15 protein-coding genes and 2 pseudogenes are annotated in these 20,096 nt (G+C 41.9%); 6 read left to right on the forward strand and 11 right to left on the reverse strand.

Annotation, left to right across the window (positions count from 1 at the left end):
* Positions 1-74: 74 nt before the first annotated feature.
* The gene (locus tag ACLD71_RS01630; RefSeq protein WP_152780514.1) at positions 75-1,088 is read right to left on the reverse strand and encodes a linear amide C-N hydrolase; all 1,014 of its coding nucleotides are present in this window, start codon (positions 1,086-1,088) and stop codon (positions 75-77) included.
* Between the two features lie 143 nt (positions 1,089-1,231).
* Here ACLD71_RS01630 and ACLD71_RS01635 point away from each other — a divergent pair, with 143 nt between their 5' ends.
* Entirely contained in the window at positions 1,232-2,116 is an 885-nt protein-coding gene (locus ACLD71_RS01635) for a LysR family transcriptional regulator (RefSeq protein ID WP_152780512.1), read from the forward strand.
* A gap of 127 nt (positions 2,117-2,243) precedes the next feature.
* Here ACLD71_RS01635 and ACLD71_RS01640 read toward each other — a convergent pair whose 3' ends face one another.
* Positions 2,244-2,696 (reverse strand): nuclear transport factor 2 family protein, encoded by a 453-nt coding sequence (locus ACLD71_RS01640; protein WP_411992635.1) that lies wholly within the window; start codon positions 2,694-2,696, stop codon positions 2,244-2,246.
* Between the two features lie 64 nt (positions 2,697-2,760).
* Positions 2,761-3,768, reverse strand: a complete 1,008-nt coding sequence (locus tag ACLD71_RS01645) for a linear amide C-N hydrolase (RefSeq protein ID WP_152780508.1) — start codon at positions 3,766-3,768, stop codon at positions 2,761-2,763.
* 146 nt (positions 3,769-3,914) lie between these two features.
* Between ACLD71_RS01645 and ACLD71_RS01650 the strand changes: the two genes are divergently transcribed.
* Entirely contained in the window at positions 3,915-4,805 is an 891-nt protein-coding gene (locus ACLD71_RS01650; protein ID WP_152780506.1) for a LysR family transcriptional regulator, read from the forward strand.
* Between the two features lie 1,179 nt (positions 4,806-5,984).
* Here the strand turns inward: ACLD71_RS01650 and ACLD71_RS01655 are convergent.
* Complete coding sequence (locus ACLD71_RS01655; RefSeq protein ID WP_411992638.1) at positions 5,985-6,785, reverse strand: metallophosphoesterase; 801 nt, start codon at positions 6,783-6,785, stop codon at positions 5,985-5,987.
* 262 nt (positions 6,786-7,047) lie between these two features.
* Between ACLD71_RS01655 and abiEi the strand changes: the two genes are divergently transcribed.
* On the forward strand, positions 7,048-7,572 hold the full coding sequence (gene abiEi, locus ACLD71_RS01660; protein WP_411992640.1) for a type IV toxin-antitoxin system AbiEi family antitoxin: 525 nt from the start codon (positions 7,048-7,050) through the stop codon (positions 7,570-7,572).
* 104 nt (positions 7,573-7,676) lie between these two features.
* On the opposite strand, the pseudogene ACLD71_RS01665 reads toward abiEi, so the two are convergent.
* The 7 genes and pseudogenes from ACLD71_RS01665 to ACLD71_RS01695 form a co-directional block, all read right to left on the reverse strand.
* A pseudogene (locus ACLD71_RS01665) lies at positions 7,677-8,778 on the reverse strand (IS3 family transposase).
* Positions 8,779-8,942: 164 nt separating this feature from the next.
* Positions 8,943-9,347, reverse strand: a complete 405-nt coding sequence (locus ACLD71_RS01670; protein WP_411992642.1) for a hypothetical protein — start codon at positions 9,345-9,347, stop codon at positions 8,943-8,945.
* A gap of 12 nt (positions 9,348-9,359) precedes the next feature.
* Positions 9,360-11,594 carry a hypothetical protein gene (locus ACLD71_RS01675; protein WP_411992644.1) on the reverse strand — a complete coding sequence of 745 codons (2,235 nt, stop codon included), beginning with the start codon at positions 11,592-11,594 and terminating at the stop codon, positions 9,360-9,362.
* The gene (locus tag ACLD71_RS01680; RefSeq protein WP_411992646.1) at positions 11,591-13,204 is read right to left on the reverse strand and encodes a hypothetical protein; all 1,614 of its coding nucleotides are present in this window, start codon (positions 13,202-13,204) and stop codon (positions 11,591-11,593) included. The genes ACLD71_RS01675 and ACLD71_RS01680 overlap by 4 nt, the downstream gene beginning before the upstream one ends.
* Complete coding sequence (locus tag ACLD71_RS01685; protein WP_411992648.1) at positions 13,205-14,452, reverse strand: site-specific integrase; 1,248 nt, start codon at positions 14,450-14,452, stop codon at positions 13,205-13,207. It abuts the gene before it with no gap.
* A 153-nt stretch (positions 14,453-14,605) separates the two neighbouring features.
* A pseudogene (locus ACLD71_RS01690) lies at positions 14,606-14,689 on the reverse strand (aminoacyl-tRNA hydrolase); the annotation flags it as partial.
* A gap of 65 nt (positions 14,690-14,754) precedes the next feature.
* Positions 14,755-17,199 carry an EAL domain-containing protein gene (locus ACLD71_RS01695; protein WP_411992650.1) on the reverse strand — a complete coding sequence of 815 codons (2,445 nt, stop codon included), beginning with the start codon at positions 17,197-17,199 and terminating at the stop codon, positions 14,755-14,757.
* A 296-nt stretch (positions 17,200-17,495) separates the two neighbouring features.
* On the opposite strand from ACLD71_RS01695, the gene ACLD71_RS01700 reads away from it, so the two are divergent.
* From ACLD71_RS01700 to ACLD71_RS01710, 3 genes are read left to right on the forward strand one after another with little or no spacing between them, the layout of a single operon-like run.
* The gene (locus tag ACLD71_RS01700; protein ID WP_411992652.1) at positions 17,496-18,245 is read left to right on the forward strand and encodes a DUF3450 domain-containing protein; all 750 of its coding nucleotides are present in this window, start codon (positions 17,496-17,498) and stop codon (positions 18,243-18,245) included.
* The gene (locus ACLD71_RS01705; RefSeq protein WP_411992654.1) at positions 18,232-19,551 is read left to right on the forward strand and encodes a MotA/TolQ/ExbB proton channel family protein; all 1,320 of its coding nucleotides are present in this window, start codon (positions 18,232-18,234) and stop codon (positions 19,549-19,551) included. Before ACLD71_RS01700 ends, ACLD71_RS01705 begins: the two co-directional genes overlap by 14 nt.
* Positions 19,548-20,096: a MotA/TolQ/ExbB proton channel family protein gene (locus ACLD71_RS01710; RefSeq protein ID WP_411992656.1), complete on the forward strand. Its 549-nt coding sequence runs from the start codon at positions 19,548-19,550 to the stop codon at positions 20,094-20,096. The genes ACLD71_RS01705 and ACLD71_RS01710 overlap by 4 nt, the downstream gene beginning before the upstream one ends.

The raw sequence follows: 20,096 nt of genomic DNA on the forward strand, positions 1-20,096 counted from the left end.
AAATCACAGAGCTTATTCAGTTGAATCAGCTCTGTGAAATACGGGTAGATCGGTTTCTAGAAACTGTTCCGCTATTACTTCGTAAATGTAATTTCAGTGAATGTTGGCTCTTGCTTGTAGATGTCTTGCGCTGAGTATTCAATAGTACCAAAATCAATCTTATCTAAGTCAACTTTACGGATGTCTGGGTTGTTCACTGTACGGTAGTAGTAATCATTGTTTTCAATGTCTACTACATTGCCGTAACCAATCATTTGCGAGCTAGGAGAAACCCATAACCAGTACATTGTGCTTGGTACAATTTCCATAGCATTTAGGATAGAGAAAGCGCGCCCTAAACCATTGTTCCGCTCGTCGGAATCTGCACCACGGTTTTTGTATTCAGCATTGATTGTAGCTAGGTGAGCGAAGCGGCCATCTGAGCCAGAATCTATTTTATTCCAGATGTCTACTGTCTCATCAGTACGCGCGGTTGCAGCATCAATGTGCTTTTGAGCACTCTTTAATTGCTCTGGGTATTCAGGGTCATTGGTCATTACGCCCACTTCATTTTCGTAGATAGTTGGGTAGCCAGAGCCATCCACATATTCAACGACAATCGCACGCTCTTTATCACGAATGGCGAAGTGCATACCAATTTCCATGTCGTGAGCCACTTTGATTTTTGTGGTTTCTACTTTAGTTTTGTTGAGTAGTTCAACGGCTTCGTCTACTGTTTTGGCGTTTGCTAGCACATGGCCAACGACTTCTAGGTAGTTAATGTCGCCTTTGCCTTCTTCAAGGTATGAAGATTCAATTAGTGCAAGAGATTCAATGTTTACGCCATGTTCGTTCAGACCCGATGAAATCCACTCCGTATCAGCATGGCGCATACCAACGAAACCATACTCACCCGACTTGCCGTTGATTTCGTAGCCACGAGGAACTGTCACGAAGTGCTCGCCCATAAAATCTGGTGCTTCCATTGTACGTGATACGAAGGCATTACCATCGACTTCGAAGGTGGAGTAAGAACAAGCGTTTGCTGTCGCTGCCAAACCCGCAGTGAGTGCCGCTGCCGTTGCTAGAGTTAGTAAAGTCTTTTTCATGGTTGTACCCTCATTTAAATAGTTCAAACAGTGTGTAGTACTGATGTGTTTTGCTGTTGAAACTATTATCACCAACAAAAAGATTTTACGTTAACGATATTAAACATCATAATGATGTCTATAGATGTAGAGAGGTAGTCCAGATGGATTATTCATTAAACCAGTTGCAAGCTTTTGTGGCGACTGTTGAAGAAGGCAGCTTTAAGGCGGCTGCCATTAAACTCAACAAGAGTAGCCAAGTAGTGGCAAGGTTTATCTCCATGATGGAGGACAGTTGCAATGTGTTACTTTTTGAGCGTCGAGTTAGGCAGCTACATCTCACCGAAGAGGGTAAAAAGCTTTATCGTCACGCCAAACGCATGATGCTAGAGAGTGAAAAATTAAACGCGCAGCTTGCTAGTTTTGACAGGCTATTACCCAACACTTTTACGGTTGCTATTGACAGTTACTTGTCGTCTGAAGCTGTCACTCAGTGTTATTTAGAAGTATTGAAAGAGTTTCCGAATATCGATCTCGTCGTTAAAAGTGGTGATACGACGCAAGTTATTGAATGGATGAAGTCCGGTGAAGTGGAGGTCGCTTTAGTTTTTTCTGCCTTAATACAATTCGAGGATGTTCAAGAAATGGTCGCATTCAATTTTTCAACGGCGGAAGTGGCTTCTTCTAAAGTTGTTACTTCTGGTGCGGTATTAACGCAGGAAGAACAGAGTGATATGACACAAATAGTCCCTAAGTTTATCTACGATTTTGGGCATGAAAAACGCTACGTACTCAGTGATAGAACGATCATATGTACAGGATTTGATGAAGTGTTAGCTATGCTGCAAGCGGGTGCCGGATGGGCTAGGGTTCCAAGTTTTAAAGTTAGAAGCTTTTTAGATGCAGGAGTGCTGAATGAATTTTATGCTGAAGGCTCAACGCCAGTAAGTTGGCATGCCATGCTCTATTACCCAAATGAAGATCAGCTAAGTTTAGCGGCGGATGTGTTTATCGAGAGAGTGATGCGGTTGAAGGAAGTCATTGAATGACCTGAATGTCTGACTTTGTGTGAGAGAGCAAACTTTGCTACTAGTTTCGAGAAAATATCATCAAGGCGTGCAGCTGAGCTTCTGCCAACACGCCTATACACTAAAGAACCAACTTATAATCAGCGGTTTATGGAAACGACTGATGAGAATGCAGGTTCATCCATTTCCCATCACGCAATACAAACACAATTGTCATCGAGTACGGTGAAGTTGGCACTAACAGATTGTTGTCGGCGTCATACTGAGTGTATGTCATGTCAGCGGTGTAGAGTGCTGCTGTCTCTGATAGCATCGTCACTTCTTCACGAACCACTTCAATATCTTGGCTGACCACGCCTTCAAACATTGCAGTGAAGGTATCTAAGGTCTCTTGTTTTGACCAAAGAGGCAGGCCTGCCACAAAGTAAGTATGATCGGTTGGAGCATTTTCCCACATACGTTCAAGTTGAGCATTGCGAGCGTGTTCCCACATGTTGTGAGCAGTATCAAACACTTGCTGTTTGGCGTTGCTGGCAACCACCAAGGGTGAACTGACTAGTCCGATGGTAAGCAGTAAGGTAACAATAGATTTAGATTTCATAGGAGAGTCCCTCAAAAAGAGGTGCAGATTATGCACCTCAGCTTAAATCAATGGCTGGTTAGATTTATTTCGCAGTTAACACATTGAATGTCGGTTGCTGACCATAGATTGGGCTAGCAGAGTAAGGCACGCTATCAAAGTCAATGTCGTCTAGGTCAATTTTACGCAGCGATGGGTTGTCGTAGGTGCGAAAGTAGTAAGCTTTGTCCTCGATATCAACAACGTTACCGTAAGCAATCATCTGTGGTAGTGGTGACATGAATTCCCAGTACATTGAACCAGGTACAAGCTCCATGTTGTTCAGCATTGAGAACGCACGGTTCAAGCCTTCATCACGGGCATCATTAGCAGGTGCGTTATTTTCGTAAGCTGCATTGAGCGCTGCGATGCGAGAGAAGCGCTCTTCTGAGCTAGTGTCAAAACCTGCGAATACTTGCATGTCATCGCCTTTACGTGCGTTTGATTTTTCAATGGCTTCTTTCGCCATCTTTTCTTGTGCTGCGTAGCCCGGGTCGTTGGTCATTACACCAAGAGTGTTTTCATAAACAACCGCTTCACCACCTTCGTGCTCAATCACAACGGCACGTTTTCCGTCGTTAATTGCATAGTGGAACGCTACGGTTACACCGTTGAATTGTTTCATGTCTTCATAAACAACGACCATTTTCTTGGCAATTTCTACTGCTTCATCAGTCGATTTTGCATTACCTAGCATGGTTGACATGATAGATAGCGATGTTGCATCACCTTGTTTTGCGTCTGAGTATTCAGCCGCCCAGAAACCAAGTGCTTCAATGTTCACACCGTGCTCATTCAGACCTGATGAAATCATTTGAGTATCGCCATGGCGCATGCCTACAAAACCGTATTTCGCCGTTGAATCACGGAACTCGTGGCCACGAGGAACAACGATAAGGCTCTCTTCGGTTTCCATTGGTAGCTCATTGGTACGACTTACGAAATGATTGCCTTGTGCATCAGTAACGTAAGAGTAAGAACAAGCTTGAGCAGTTGCTGAAATACCGAACGTTGTCGTTGCTGCAAGTGTTAATGCGATGATTGATTTTTTCATAATAAGCTCCAAGTGATTTGTTGAATTAGGACCTTTTGCCTAGTTCGTGTTGATGGAGCCATCATGAACTCCTTTTTTTGTTAAAAGAAATTCCAATAAACAACCTAAAGTTGTTTATAATGTAGAGAAACTATCAAGGATAAGGCATGGATTTCTCATTATCGCAGCTACAAGCCTTTGTATTAACGTATGAAACTGGCAGTTTTAAGAGCGCTGCTATCAAAGTAAACAAGCGCAGTCAAGCCATAGCTAAACTGGTAGCTAACCTTGAAGAAAGTTGTGATGTTATTTTATTTGAGCGTCATGTGCGTAGGCTGGAGGCCACCAAGGAAGCCAAAAAGCTCTATAAATTAGCCAAACGCGTTTTGCTAGATTCCGACAAATTCACCACAATGCTTAACAGTTTTGAGAAAGAACTGCCAACAAGTTTTACCATTGCAATTGACAGCTTATTAGTTAGCCAAGAGGTTATTCACTGCTTTAAAGCAGTGCTAGAGGAAATACCGACCATTGAACTAGAAGTGCTTACAGGAAACACTGAGCAAATAAAAGTTTGGGTGCAGAGTGGCCTTGCTGACATGGGGCTCAGGGCTTCTCCCTTCACGCTAGAAGAAGAGTTAGTTTCCATTAGCGCCTTTAACTTTCAAACCATATGTGCTGCCCATAGCAATCTCTTTGCTCAAGGAGCAGTGGTTTCAACTCAGGAGCTTGCAGAGCACACACAAGTTGTTCCTAAGTTTGTCTTTCAATACGGTTTAGATAAAGGACATGTAGAAAGCGATAACGTGATCATTTCGAACAACCTCCATACCACGATTGAGATGGTTATTGCACAAATAGGTTGGGCAATTGTTCCGGGATTTGCCGTTCGACAATTAACCGAGGAGGAAACCATTGTGCAATTCCACATTGAAGGTTCCGTACCCGTTGTTTGGAGTGCAGAAGTTATCTACCCAAGTGACGATAAGTTATCATTGGCAGGGGATATTTTCATTCAACACGTTCAGTTACTTAATGAAACAATGAATCAAACATAACCTTTTCTAGCCTCGTAAAACTAATCTGTAAAGTACAAACTGGTTAAATTGGCGACTCACTTTTGTCCAGCAACGTGTTTAAAATGGACCAATATTTATTGTCATATTCTTAACTTTGACTAGCGTAATGTAACTGAAAACGGTCAAACTTTAACGTCCATGTAGGTTGATACAGCATGGAAAATTGTTGTACCACTCAAACTATATTGCCCTCCGACCGGTAAACGAGCTAACTACAATTAGTAATGACTCCGGGGTTAACTCCCAAAATAAGACGGAGTTAGCCTGCTGGATAACTCCGTACGAATAGTATTGGAATGGTGAATAACGAAAAATAGAGCACAAAACACTTAGTTTACTATTAACGCAGCTGACTGCATTTAGTAATGACTCCGGGGTTAACTCACAAAATAAGACGGAGTTAGCCTGCTGGATAACTCCGTACGAATAGTATTGGAATGGTGAATAACGAAAAATAGAGCACAAAACACTTAGTTTACTATTAACGCAGCTGACTGCATTTAGTAATGACCAGGGTTGTTTCCTCGCATGATTTCTTGCTGTCCCATTTGGGACACAGCACTTTAGCTCACTGGTGATGCCAGCAGACAATAAAGTTTGTTACTTTTCTAATAAAGATTGATCATTTTTGCTTTAATTTGACTGTTGGGCATCCGTGGTATATCTCATTCCTTTCCATTAACAAATACGCTGGTTCACGGTAGTTGCTACAAATATGCTTATTAATGAATTACAAACATCCATAGCGATTTTCCGGTTTTTCCGTACGTACACTAGTCCAAAATACCTTTGCTTAAGCGAATAGCTAAACTCGTTAAAAAGATGGTAGGCTCAAACTTAGTGTTACCCCCCTGCTTGCCTGATGAACACAGCTTTAGCATCTATCATGCTACATTTGTCAAAACAGTCTACAAAAGCAGTTAGCCTATGAAAGACAGTCATTTGCTTTAAACTCTGTTGATAAAGATGAAAAAACTCTAAGATTTGATGAAGCCATTTCATTGCTGAAGGGAGCTAAGCAGTAGGCTTTTAGTAAGCCACGTTTGGTTCAAACTTTAGAATCAATTAAGCTTGAAGTAGATTGGAAGATGATGCTCGACTTTGCCACAGTATTCTGTGCCTCGAACAGCCAATATACGAAGCATTGGTTAAATTAGTTTACTCAAGAAGGTTTAACGTCCCTGTTATAGGCTCTTTTGAAAATCCAAATGACTGAAATAGCCCCATGTGCTCTCCGCCTATATGATACTTTAATAGTAGGGTGCGGTCTCCATATGACATTCCCGCATCTATATAGTATCGATTACCTAATACCAAAGGTTGCATCCCTTCAATCATGTTGTGCCCTAAAACAACCGCATCAACACCTTCGACATAGTGATTTTTTCTCTGTTTGAAATCTTTCCTCCCAGCTAATAAGGCTTTCTGCTCATCTGAACTTAACGTTTTACTCTCGAGAGAGCTGATTAATTCTTGCCAGTTGTAGGGTGACGGTACCTCTGCATGGCATACACCAATTTTGTGCATAGAAGTATGGATAGTCAGTGCTAACGGTCTATTAGCAGCAAAATCAACCATGTCTTTTAGGTGATACTTGTCAACTTTATCTGACCATTCACCACCATTGTATTGCCACAAAATGGCTTGTTCTTTATTTCCTCGACATGCTGCACTTGCCATAATTTCATGGTTACCGGCAATACTAATAAAGGCAGGGTTGAAACGAGCGGCTCCTAGCATCTCCAACGATTGGTCACCGCGGTCAATTAAATCCCCACCGATAACCAAAATATCTCGAATTACCCCACCTAAAGGAAAACGAAAGCCTAATTCAATTAATGCCTTCATTAGAAGTGCATATTCACCATGAATGTCAGAGACAAAGTACAATTCGAATTGCTCATCGAAGTAGATATCCTGATGCAATGGACTAACTGAAGTCTGTGATTTAATCTGCATGCTTCCCTCATTACCGCACCAAGAACACAATACCAGCACGCCATTCAATTAACTGAGTTGAGCTCCTGTTGGGAGCGATACACTAACTATTGTTCCAATATACTGATTCACGGACTTTAAATCATTTTTCCTAACGGATTATTGTATCTAATAAGGAGTTTAAAATAGCTATGTCTATCGTCACTTTATAGCACGACATTGATTTGAAAATACGTAAGGTCTACAATTTATTACTTAATGGGTAATAAATTGTAGACCTTACGTGAATAAGAAAGAGCGATTATTATTGGTATTTGCTAGTGCGGTTAAAGCTGGGGCCGGTATTCACACCGCACCAGAGTTGGCCTTTATGCTCAAGGAACAACACACTCCCGCATTCACTAAATTTCTCGCCGATTGCGTAAATAAAGGCCTGCTACGTAGAGATGCAGCTGGGATATTTGAAAGTGTACTCACACCGCCTGAGCAGGCCACAGCAATCTATGACATAATTGGTAAGCTCCGCGGAGATGTTCTTAGTTACATTAGCTTAGAAAGTCAGCTGAGCTATACGGGGGAGATATCTCAGGTACTCATGGACAGACTAACGGTGATGACAAAAGGGCGAAGTGGAACTTTTTCGACACCCTATGGCGTTATTGAATTTACACACACAAAAAAATCTATCCACAAGATTGCCCCAAATCTGTATTTCGATTTCGATATTAAGATGTTTCGAGCCGAAACTGCACAGGCTATTATTGACCTAAAAGACTGTAATAGAAATCTACATCTACTGAAGAGTTAGAATGTGAATACGTCGGCTATAGGCCTTAATAAGACGAGAACATCTAATGCAAATAGCCCTAACGGATTTTAATACCTCACTTGTGGTTAGGCATAGTGTAGTGGTCAACTAAATTTGGCCACTCCGTTATAAGTTCCAAAGTATTGTTGCTCAGCTTTTAAGGGGGACGCTCCACTATTACGCTGATGCGGCCTATGCTGATTGTAATAGCCAACAATGTACTGCGTTATTGAACTTGCTGCCTCAGTAAATTTCTTATATCCAACTCTTGGCATCCATTCTGTTTTGAAGCTGCGAAAGAACCTCTCCATGGGGCTATTATCCCAGCAATTACCTCGTCGACTTAAGCTCTGGCGTATGCCATAACGCCAAAGCTGCTGCCTGAATGATTGACTAGTGTAGTGACAACCCTGGTCACTATGAAATATCAGCTTACTTGGGCGTTGTCGGCTTTCGAATGCCATCCTCAATGCCTTTTTCGTTAACTCACTGTTAGGACTTGAAGAGGTTGCCCAACCAACCACCTTGCGAGCATATAAATCCAGTACTACCGCAAGATAAAGCCACTTTGAACCCGTCCATACATACGTAACATCACCGCACCATACTTGGTTGGGTGCGTCTGGAGTAAATTGACGCCCCAACACGTTAGGGATACTCAAGTGCGCTTTCTCTGCTTTAGCGTATTTGTGAGTAGGTAATTGTCGACTCACAAGTCCTTCTTGTTTCATCAGCTTGTTGACCAACCATCGGCTCACCTTGAAACCTGATACCGCCAATAACGACACTAAGGTTCGTTCACCAGCTGAATCATGACTAATACCAAACCATCGCTTTAATTCAGCAATCAGCTTCACACGCTGAGGTTGTAGCGTTGGTGGGTGCTTGTGCCAATATTTGTAGCTACTGCGATGAACGCTAAACAGATGACATAACCGCGCTACACCCCAGCTCTCTTGAAGGTTGCTAACTAGCGAATACCTTTGATGGAGTCCTGCATCAAGAGAGCTGGGGTGTAAGAGGGGTTGCAGATGAGAGTTTACCGCTACGCTCATCACGTAACTGGCGAGCCCATTTATCGATAGTGGATTTACCTAGCCCTAGACTCTCGGCAACATCTCGAATGGTACGCCCTTCATCCACGACCTGTTGAGCCACTTCCAATCGGAACTCAAGTGAATATGTTGGTCTTATTCGTTTTGTCATAAATTTCCCTACCTAATAATGGTGATGATATCACCTCTAATTAGGTGGCCAAATTCAGTGCGTCACTACAGATGTCATCATCGGTGATGAGTGGACATATAAACTTCATATAATCGGAAATTTTTTCACCGAATGTTTCCATTTTTTTTCTTTCGTCGGCCATATCAAGAATCTCTAACTTTCAGTAGTTCTGATATATCTAGGTTCGGAATTTCTCTTGCATTTTCCATTATTCGTTCAATCATAGCTAACTGCTTTATTTTTGTTCTTTCAAGCATTTCCACTTCTTTCTTAAGCTTATAAATCTCATTCTGTAGGTGTGTAACAGGTGCTGGATCTGCTGTTCTTGATACGACAGTAGCTCCTCGCAGCTCGGACTTCTTAAGATCGTATTCCTGTTTAATGGCAAAGTATTCCGATAGGGTCTGGCGCGTGGTCCTAATCCCCAGGTCATCATTAATTGCGTCGACGAGTCTTTTCCATGTAAGCTTATTTTTCCAGCCTACAATCAGCTTACAGATATTTCTTATATCTCGATTATTTAAGCTTTTTTTTCCAGTGTTTTTCATTGGTAGTCGCCGTTAATATTTTTCTAGTAAATTAATCATGTCTAAAACATCAGCATCTACTTCAGGTGGTTTAATTGTTTTTGTAGTATCAATGTTTGAAGGCAACGATTTTATTGGTACGTACTCTATTGAATTTGATCTCATATCTGATATTAGGAGCCTGTTAGATGATCCTTCATATCTAATTATGCTTCCGTTTGGAATTTTTTCATCTTCCATGAGATCAATTAAATTAATATACATCTCAACTTTTTTACTATGAAGGTCGAACCATCGTTTAGATATAACATTAGTATCTGTATGAATAAGTAGTGGAGCTTGTTTAAGCCTGAGTTGTTGTGATTTTAAATCGGCCTTCATTAATGATAGAGCGTTGTTATCCCCTTTTATATGGCATGACTGGTGACAGCCAATGCAGTGTTCTTCACAGTCTGATAAGTGAGTGCAAGGTGACTGATGAAGTGGCTGAACACAAATTCCAGTTGCCATTTGTGTAGCGCACCTGCCTGTTTGCTTCTCGTACTCTTCAGCTGTTATAGGGTTAATGCTAGTAGTGTAATCGCCTTGATAGATCTCTGAAAGACGTGCGTGTTTTTGATCTTCAGTTGTATGATCATAAACGGCATTTTCGTTAACTGATTCTCGTCCAGACCAATGTGCTATAACGGTGTCAGATAATCTTAACTCTTGAGCGGAAGTGTTTAGGTAGTGCCTTGGCTGGTGAGGTGTTAATCTAAATATATCTGAAAATCCATGTCTTGAAAATATCGATGTGCCATTATTTGAACGAGCTAAATCTTTTTGGAATACCTCTCCTAAATCACATGACTCTACTGAAAATGGCGAACCTCCAAAAGAAAATCTAGAACCAGCGGACCCTAACTGATCTCCTCTGAAAACGATCAAAGCAGTAGACAACCTAACTTTATTCGTTTCTGTTGTATATCTATACGGAAACTCTTTTAAGTTTTTAAGAAGATATTCAATCCAATATTTTTCATAATCCCTTAATGTTAAATTTTCTTTTCTGAATGATTCAGGTAGACGAATACTATCGCGATGAAGAAGCCCAAAAAGAGAGCTTTTTAAAACATTCGATGTGGGTATATAGCTCATATCTGGATTAAAAGGGAATCCATCTATTTTCTTGTGGCATATATTGTCACCATTATAAAGTTCTAATATTCCTCCAAGCTGGTATATATTCACGGGGTTATCTAGAGATAGATTGTGCGTATCTAAATATTTCAGCTTTCCCAAAATCGATGACAAAGGTGCGTTTGGGTTCTCATAAAATCTACATAAGGCCCTTGCAGGTTCGCATACATCAGAAAACCACCTCATGGATCTATCTACATAAGGAGCCATTTGAGAAAGTATGTGATTCCTATTGTCCTTATAACCCTTAGATCCCTGCCAATTAATCCAGTATATATTTTTAGCATTATCCCCGATATTTACTGTCTTCTTTTTTAGCTTTTCAATAACAATCAAAAATGCTTCAGCCTGCATTCTATTTGGGCTTGCAAATGCAATTGAGAGTAGCCCCGCAGTAAATCTATCTCGAACTTTCGTCGTCAGATCAGTATCGTCTCCAATAGCGGGCATTACCACGTTAAATATCGAGCCGCAGGCTTTTACAATATCATCTTCAGGGAGTTTCTTTTTCCTATTTGCTAAAGCGTTAGCGGTTGATTCACTGGCTTTTCTTTCTTTGCTAAATGGGTGATATATTTTAAATTTTGATTGAAGGTACTTATTGTCATTACACCATTCTAAGAACTTACATGCCTCTTGAGCATGGTGGATTATGGATTTACCGTTATAGTTATGCTTAACATAATCATAATAAGAGAACAATGAATCACTACAAACAGCTGACAGCAATATATTTTTTTGCTCAATAAAGCCAATAAACGGTCTAATATTTACTACTGCTCTTATTTTTCCTTTCGTTGTATGTGGGTCAAGCAAAGTGTTTATGATGTAAGCTTTATAGATATCGCAATAGTATTCGCCTAAGAGATATTTATTTTCTAAGGGTCTATTACGAGGTGGTTGTTTAGGCGCCAAAAGATTGGAGAAGTAAAAAGACATGTGTCCAATTTTTAGATTAACTTTCCATTTGTAAGAATCATAATTTTCATTAATCTGGTAGATCACACCCTTAGAATACGATTCAGTAAAGAGTTTTTTATTTTCCTCTATTAATTTTGATAGTTTTCTTTCTAGGTAATTAATAGTCACTTACCTCTCCCCATTAGAGACGTTCTCGCTTGCGAACAGGCTTGAATGGTTGCCTTTATTTTGATGATTGTTCTTCTAAGCCCAGATAGCGCGATAATAGAATTGCCTGATTTCTTTCTCTTTTCGTAAAGGTTTTCCACTTCTAACAATTTGGATTTATGGTCAGCTGTAATTAGCGGCCTAAACGAATTGCATCCATAACAACCGATAGGCCTAGCTTTAGTGCATTTCTCACAGGTATCTGCCCTTGTTGATTTACCTAGCTCCCTAAGAGACATGTCTTCAATAGCCACCTCTCCAGCAGTTATTTCGGAAGTCAGCGAGCCAGAGAAGGATTTTGACAGGAGTGTATTAGCCTTAAAGGCTTCATCTATACTTACTCTAACTTCGTCAGACATATCCACATAAAACCTAGCTGAATAAGGAGTATTACCAAGTGACTGCGCGATTGATAATGCGTCGTAACCTTGCATCGCAAGAGTTGTCCCCGCTGTATGCCGAAGTCGATTATTGCCAATTCGGTAGTTTTCAGGCGATAGCCTGTCGCTTTCGGGTCTAATAATATCCATCATTCTGTTAAATCTAGTCTTAATGTTGTCGCTAGTTAAATGAAATGATGGGGATTTTTCACCGAAAGAGGTTAGAAATTTCTCTTTACTTTTAACTTCAAGATCGAATAGTTTTTTTTCTGGAAATAAAGGAAGGAGAGACATGATCTTATCTAAATCTACCTCTTTAATATTGTTTCTCTCAAGCATTGTCTTTAATTCTTCGAGGTAAAATTTTCGATAATTAAACACCTCTATGGCCAGATCGTGAAGAAGTTTGAGGGGGGTTACTTCAAATGCCTCTCTGAAATCATCACCCTGCTTTATCATAGGGACTGATAGCTCAAGCTCATCCCCAAGCTCAGTTTGTGTGATTGATAAATCGCACCACTTAATAGCAGCAATTTGACTAGGGCGGCGAGAAAATATCACCGTAAACCTAGCCACCAATAATCTTTCACGCGTTGAAAAACTTGTGTGGTGCCTACTAGTTCTGAGGCTATCGGCTTCATCATGCCATGTATCCACATTGCTGCTATAAATGTTTAATTTTTCTGTTAGATCTCCAAATTCATATTCACTTAACGCACCTGTTTCAACATCATAGATTGAAGATACGTCGTATCCTTCGCTAATTCTCAATGAGAAAATTTCATCATGAAAGTTAGCGTAATAATCTTTATCAATCTTTTTCAGCTCTCTCGCTATAGCTTTAAGGCTATCTACTTGTGAGACTCCAATTTCTGACTTTATGTTAGTTACACCTCCTGATGTTAAAGACTGAATGTTGCTATTTATTACGCCGGATAGAAACTTATTTACTGAGCCATAAGGCCTAGTTGTAGCAATGACGGCAAAAGCGTACCTAAGATCAGTCAACTCTCTTTCAGTTAGTTTCAGGTGGTCTAGTCTTGAAATCGTTAGGGTTCTTTTTCTGTCGACATCCCAGTTAGGCGTATCGATATTAAAAGTAAACCCTGACTTTGCCGTGAATGATGATTCGCGAGAGGGATTGTTGCTAGCCCCTCTTTCTCTATGAACTCTTCTGCTGTGCGTAACCATTTACGTCGTCCTGCTCATTATTTCAGCTTGTCGCTTCTGTTGAACCTCACTCACTTTTTGAGCCATTTTGAATCGGTTGTATAACTCAGCCATGTCACTATTACGACCCCACCCCATTGCGTATTTTCTAAGCGAAGATGCTTCTTCGCTTGACAGGTCGCTAGTGTCTTCTGAAAACATCTCGTTCCATTTGTGCCTTAACAAGTGTGGGTGTACATTGAAATTTATGGCTCTAGATAAAACTTTAAAGAGGTAATTAATTGAGCTAAGAGATAATGGATCACCGTCTGTTCCTCGCGAGTCCATTTCAGAAATGAATACAAATTCATGCTTCGCTGATTCAGGGTATCTAGATCTCTTGCTACTTATGTAATAATCAATCTTCCCCATTAGTTCTGGATCAACATACGAAGTGTGCTGAACAGTTTTTTGTGACGGTTTTACAGTCCTGAAATCCTCTTTATCATCGGGAGTTCTAGTAATCCGTATACGATTAGAGTCCCCAGTAAATACGCAGTCACTAATTTTGAGCTTTGCGACAGCTCCTCTTCTTATACCAGTTACAACAAGTATCTTAATGATCAATGAATTTCGAAGCTTCGAGTGCTTGAATGGGTTCTCCGGTGACTCAGGATTTATAATGTCTAAGAATTTATAAAATATTTCATTCGGAATTGGGGATTCTGCTCTTTTAGCTTGCTTACTTGCTCTCGCAGCTGAAGAGTGCTTTCTTTTACCCTCCATGAGCTTATCAATTGTGCTATTCAGATTTGACTCTACAAAATCTGGAGTCCTGCCTAGACCGTGTACTTCCCTACTAATAAAATCTATATACTCAACAGTTGTGATGATTCTACTGTTTGTAACGGATGGCGCTACTCTCGCTCTTTCGATTGATTCAGCAAATATTGCATTACTTAAGTGCTTGTCTGACAAAGGATTCATCATGCTTACTTTCTCAGAAAGAACAGTATCCGCTCTTATTTTTGCAGCCTGATTGAAGGCGTTACATTCAGCTAGTGATAGATACTCGCCTTGTTCTACTCGCTCAACAAGATCAATCTTCTTTAGTTTTAGCCAGCTGAGAAAAAACTTCAGCTCATAAGCAATTTTTTGCTTGGTGTTAGTCGAACTACCAGACTTGGATATGTTTAAAAATATCGTGGAGTGATAGGAAATTGGAATCCAGCCTTTATCAACTAAAGAAATCCTTGTGCTACCATTATTAAGGTACCGAACAACTTTCAATCCATTTTCCTTTACAAATTAGATTACCTACATATAAACTATGCAGGTAGAGATCCTCTGTCAATTTTTTTTGAGCTTAAAGGTAGGAAAAATAAAGGGTGTGGCGCTTTATTGGGATGATTAGCCTTTACAAAAAAAAGTTTCATCTCTTTTTTGGCCACCCGCGCCCTGAGCACGAATAGCAGTGAGTTCGATTTCCCAGTCGGCAAGGCTAACACTATTAGAGATTTCGAGCATAACTGCAGATTACCAAAATGAATGAAGATTTAGTGTAACAAACTCAAGCCAGCTTATTAACTGGCTCAGGCATTATGAGGTAACAACATCGCCTCGCCGTTCAGCAATGCTTCAAAGTCATCTTTAGCTAAAGGCTTGGCAAACCAATAGCCCTGAGCAAAATCACAGCCTGCTTCGCGCAGCAAACGGGCTTGATGTTCAGACTCAATGCCTTCAGCAATTACCTGAATACCCAACTTATGAGCCATCACAATAATCGCCTTACACACAATCAAATCATCACCATCTTCAGCCAGATTGTGAATAAACATACGGTCAATTTTTAGGTATTCAATGTCAAATTTCTGCAAATAAGCTAGCGATGAATAACCAGTACCAAAATCATCAAGCGCCACTTCTACCCCGGCTTCACTAAACGCTAAAAGTTTTGCGTTTACCACAGGGCTGTTTTCCATCAGCAGTCCTTCGGTGATCTCCATCACCACATCTGCGCTTGATAAGCCCGCCTCAGCCAACTGGCTCAACCAATGATTCACATCACACTCGGCTTCATAATATTGTTTTGGAGAGGTATTAATACTGAGCTGGATAGGTCGTAGGCCTTGTTCTTTCCAGTGTTTAAGTTGCGCTACAGCGCTGCTGAATACCCAGTTACCAATTTCTACAATCACACCTGTTTCTTCGGCAACATGAATAAAGTCATGCGGGCTAATCCAGCCTTGAGTAGGGTGATTCCAACGCACCAGAACTTCTGCTTTAATCATTTCGCCAGAGGCTAAATCCACAATCGGTTGGTAATGCACACATAGCTGTTTTTTGGCGACGGCTTGACGTAAATCGTTCGCCAACAAACGACGCACCTGAGCTTGTTCTTGCAAGGACGCAGTAAAGTAACTGAGTCGATTTCTCCCCTGCTGCTTGGCAACATACATAGCTTGGTCTGCATGTTTTAGTAGATCATCTATTTTATCGCCGTCTTGCGGGGCAAACGCCACCCCAATACTAGTAGAAATGTAAACCCGCTCTATGCCCAGTTGAAATGGTGTACTTAAGGTTTTAAGCACTGCGTCGCCTAACTCGGCGACCCGCGAGCCTTCTTGGTTTTCACTCAGCAAGATAATAAACTCATCGCCTCCCAAACGGGCAACATGTTCGCCTTGCAAAATACAATGCTGAATACGCTGGGCGGCAATTTGTAACAACATATCACCCATGTCATGGCCAAGCGTGTCGTTAATGCCTTTAAATTGGTCTAAATCCAATAGCATTAAACACACGCGCTCTTCAGCAAGGCGAGTCGCCAAGGCATCGCTGAGCAAGCGGTTTAACATTCTCCGATTAGGTAAACCGGTGAGTGGGTCAAAGTTGGCTTGTTGCCATACTTGTTCTTCCGCTTTTTTACGCACAGCTACTTCCTTGCTTAGCGCAGCGGTGCGCTGCTTAACGCGCTGTTCGAGTAGGGTTCTACTGGTATAAACCTCGCCAGCCATGGCATTGAACTGCCCAACCAAGCTGTCCATTTCAATAGAAACAAAGCGCCGTTTCGGTGTGATAAACTTGCCCATTTCACCATGAGAGATCCCTTGAGCAGCCTCTACTACTTGGCTTATTGGTCGCACGATAACGCAAGACAAATACCAAGTAATCACCCCTACTACCATCACACACAATATGCTCACCAAAAAGGCGTACTCTTGTAAGCGCATTGATTGAGATTGCAACTCAGCAATGGGCTGTGGAACAATCACGCCCCAACCTGGTCCCTCTACTCTTGAGTAACCGGCGATCATATCGGCCTGCAAAGCCGGTGAATAAAACTGACTGACCCCAAAAGGTTGGTCACGCATTTGCACAATAGGGTCCAGCCCAGATAAATCTTTAGCCCGGGTTGCCCATTGTTGATTAGGATGAGCCAGCACTCGGCCAAACTGATCAAATAAAGCAACATGTCCTTGGTCACCAAAGCGCACTTCAGACTGGCTTTCTAGCAGGTAATCGGTTGTTAGCGCCGCCAACAAATAGCGGTCTTGACCCTGATAAGTGGTTAGAAATAGAGTGGGCTTGGTTACCCCTTCTATAACAACACCGCTGTAAAATGCTTGGTCTTTGTATACTCTAGCCAACTCCATGGCCACCTGGATTTGCGCAGGAATAGTTTCAAAAGGCGTGATATCTTGCTCAGAGAAATAAAATCGCTGACCACGGCCTACCTGCCATTCAAATAGGGCATAAATATTGATGCTTTTTAATAAAGGTCTAAGTTCGGAGTGGAAGCCATGATGCGAGATTTGTTGGTTTACGTTGTTAAAAATGGCCGAGGTATCAGCCGCATAACGCGATAACGCGGTGCTTAAGTTACGGGCAATCAAAAGGTGTTTATCTTGCACCAAGGCGGTTTCGTTTTGTTGTACTTGATGCTTCAGCCACGAGCTAACCATTAGAGCAGGCAGCAGTGCAGCAGACATGCAAATAACAAACAATATGTAACGTAAAGAGATCCGCCTATTCATCCTTGAGCCAGAACTTTAAAAAAACAAGCGGCGATTTTACATCATATTCACTGGCTTATGAGCTTAATTTTGTAAAAACAGTAATAAATCACCTAACAATCTTTATAGGCTTAAACACACTTAAAACTTAAGTACTTAATCATGCAACGAATTCACTTTGCTATTTTGCTTTTGCCTTATAATAAGCCTTAGTTAAAATAAACTAGGCAGAACAACCAGTGATAAACGGCTACTCTCAATATAATAAGTATGCCGCTTAGCTTAGTGTTTCATCAGCATCAGGAAGCTTCTACACAATGCGGCGTTACTTACTTCTGACAATATTGGCGCTAATCAGCCTTAGCACCAATGCCAATCAAAGCATCGAACAACAACTTCAACGTCAAGCGCTTAACCAGCAATCTCAGCAGCGTATTGATGATCTCGATGCTAAGCGCCAACAAGCCAGCCAACAAACCCGAGGAGTTAAGCAGCAACTCGCCTTAGTGGAGCAATACAATCAACATCTTGGTGCCATGGTGGCGCAACAGCAGCAAGAGCTCAGCCAGCTACAGCAAGATATAGCCTCTTTAGATGACACCGAGCAACAAGCACTGCCGCTGGTTCACTCCATGTTGCAAGAACTTAAGCTTTTCATTACTCAAGACTTACCTTTTTTACACCAGCAACGCCTGCAAAGCATTGCCCGCCTTGAATTACTGTTAGATCGCGCCGATGTCAGTTTGGCAGAGAAGTATCGCCAAGTGCTCGAAGCCTATCAAATTGAAATGGAATACGGTGAAAGCATTGCCGCTTACCAAGGGCCTTTAGCCGAACAACAAGTTAATTACTTTCGCTTAGGCCGCACCGCTTGGTATTACCAAACCTTGAACGGCCACACCTCTGCACTTTGGAACCCTAAGCAGCAACAATGGCAAACCCTAAACCAAGCCGACAATTTAGCATTAGCAGACGCCTTGGCGATAGCTTGGCAACAGCAAGCCCCGCGCTTATTGAGCTTGCCGTTAAATCTGCTTGAACAAGGAGCGACCGATGCAAATCCTTAAGTATTTGTGTTTTAGCCTTTGCGCTTGCCTGGTTAGCAGCCTGAGCTGGGCAAGTGAATTAAACACAATTGAGCAAACACAGCTAAGCAATCAGCAGCGCGAGCAAGGCTTTATTGATGCACTGCAACAGCAGCAGGTCGCTTTGAAGCAACAACAACAGGCTCTGACTAATGCGCAAAATCAGCAACAAGAGCTCAAGCAACAGTTTAGCGACTACGAACAAGCGCTAGTTAAGCAATACCAGCAACTACAACAGCGCAGTGGGCAGTTAGGGCAAGTGCTAGAGGTAGTGAAACTGAAAGCACAAGAAAGCCAGCAAACCATTGCTAGCTCTATTCTCAGCGCTCAGTACCCAGAATCGGGGACTCAATTAGCCTTTGCCGAACAAGCGGCTCAGCCTAGCGCCACTAACATTCAAGACTTAGCCGCCGCTTTGCTCAATAATTTACAGCAATCTTCAACTATCAGTTTTTTTGATGCGAAAGTAATAGATAAACAAGGTGACCGCCAAACCTTGCCGTTAATGCGAATAGGTAGCTTCAATATTATTAGCGAACAAGGCGAGTATGTAGAATGGTTACCGGCTAACCAACTACTCCAGTTATATGCGACTCAACCTAGTGAAACCAGTGCTGCAGAGGCTTTTTTTAAGGGCCAACAAACTCGTTTACTCATAGACCCTTCTCGCGGCCAGCTTTTAAGCCTACTTGATCTTGAGCCCTCACTGAAACAACGTGTTCAGCAAGGTGGGGCTGTCGCTATTGTTATCATCATTGTGGCAGTGCTTGGTTTAGTGGTGGCCTTATATCGCATCGCTCGTTTGCTGCATATAGAGCGCGCGGTGCGCCAGCAACTTAAAGCTTCAACACCGTCTAACTCCAATCCGTTAGGGCGAGTATTGTTATCTGCTCAACATGCTCATCAATCACTAGAAGAACTAGAACTGCGGGTTGATGAAGCTATTTTGAATGAACTCCCCCAGTTGGAGCGCGGCCAAAGCTTAGTGAAGTTGTTTGCTGGTATTGCGCCTCTGCTAGGGTTGCTTGGCACAGTTATCGGTATGATAGCGACTTTTCAAAGCATCAGCTTATTTGGCAATGGCGACCCTAAATTGCTGGCTTCGGGTATTTCTCAAGCCTTAGTCACCACCGTACTTGGCCTAGTGGCCGCAATACCGCTGCTATTTTGCTCAAGCTTAATGAGCTCTCGCAGTAGAGTTTTACTGCAACTGCTGCAACAAAAAAGCTTAGCAATGCTGGCCGATCAACAATACCAATCCACCAGTAAACCAGAGGCCAAAGCGTGAATGCCCTAAGCCAAAGCTGGCAGCAGGCTTGGCTCACTTTGGGCCAGCTGCTGTATTCAGGTGGCTGGGTATTAGTGCTGCTGCTGGTGATTACCGCTTTGTTAAGCAGCTTACTACTAGAGCGCTATTGGTTTCGTTTTGTTTCCTATCCCCAGTTATTGATTAACTACCAGCGCCGACTTATGCAAAAGCAGTCAGCTAAACATCTCCAAGCAGCCTACTGGCTAAGCCTACGTTGCGATATGGAATTGAAGTTAGACCAACACCTTAGCTTAATTAAAAGCTTAGTTGGCCTATGTCCACTGATTGGTTTGCTAGGCACTGTAACCGGGATGATTCACGTGTTTGATACCATGGCCTTAGCCGGTAGCAGTGACCCTAAATTAATGTCGGCGGGCATTGCTCGAGCAACACTTCCTACGATGGCGGGGATGAGCATTGCCTTAATTGCTGTTATCAATTTTACTTATTTGAAACGCTGGAGTAGCCGCAGCAAGCTTTTTCTGCAACAGCGTCCGCAACATTTAGCGAAAGGAAACAGCTAA

Source organism: Agarivorans sp. DSG3-1 (assembly GCF_046774965.1).
Lineage (GTDB): Bacteria > Pseudomonadota > Gammaproteobacteria > Enterobacterales > Celerinatantimonadaceae > Agarivorans.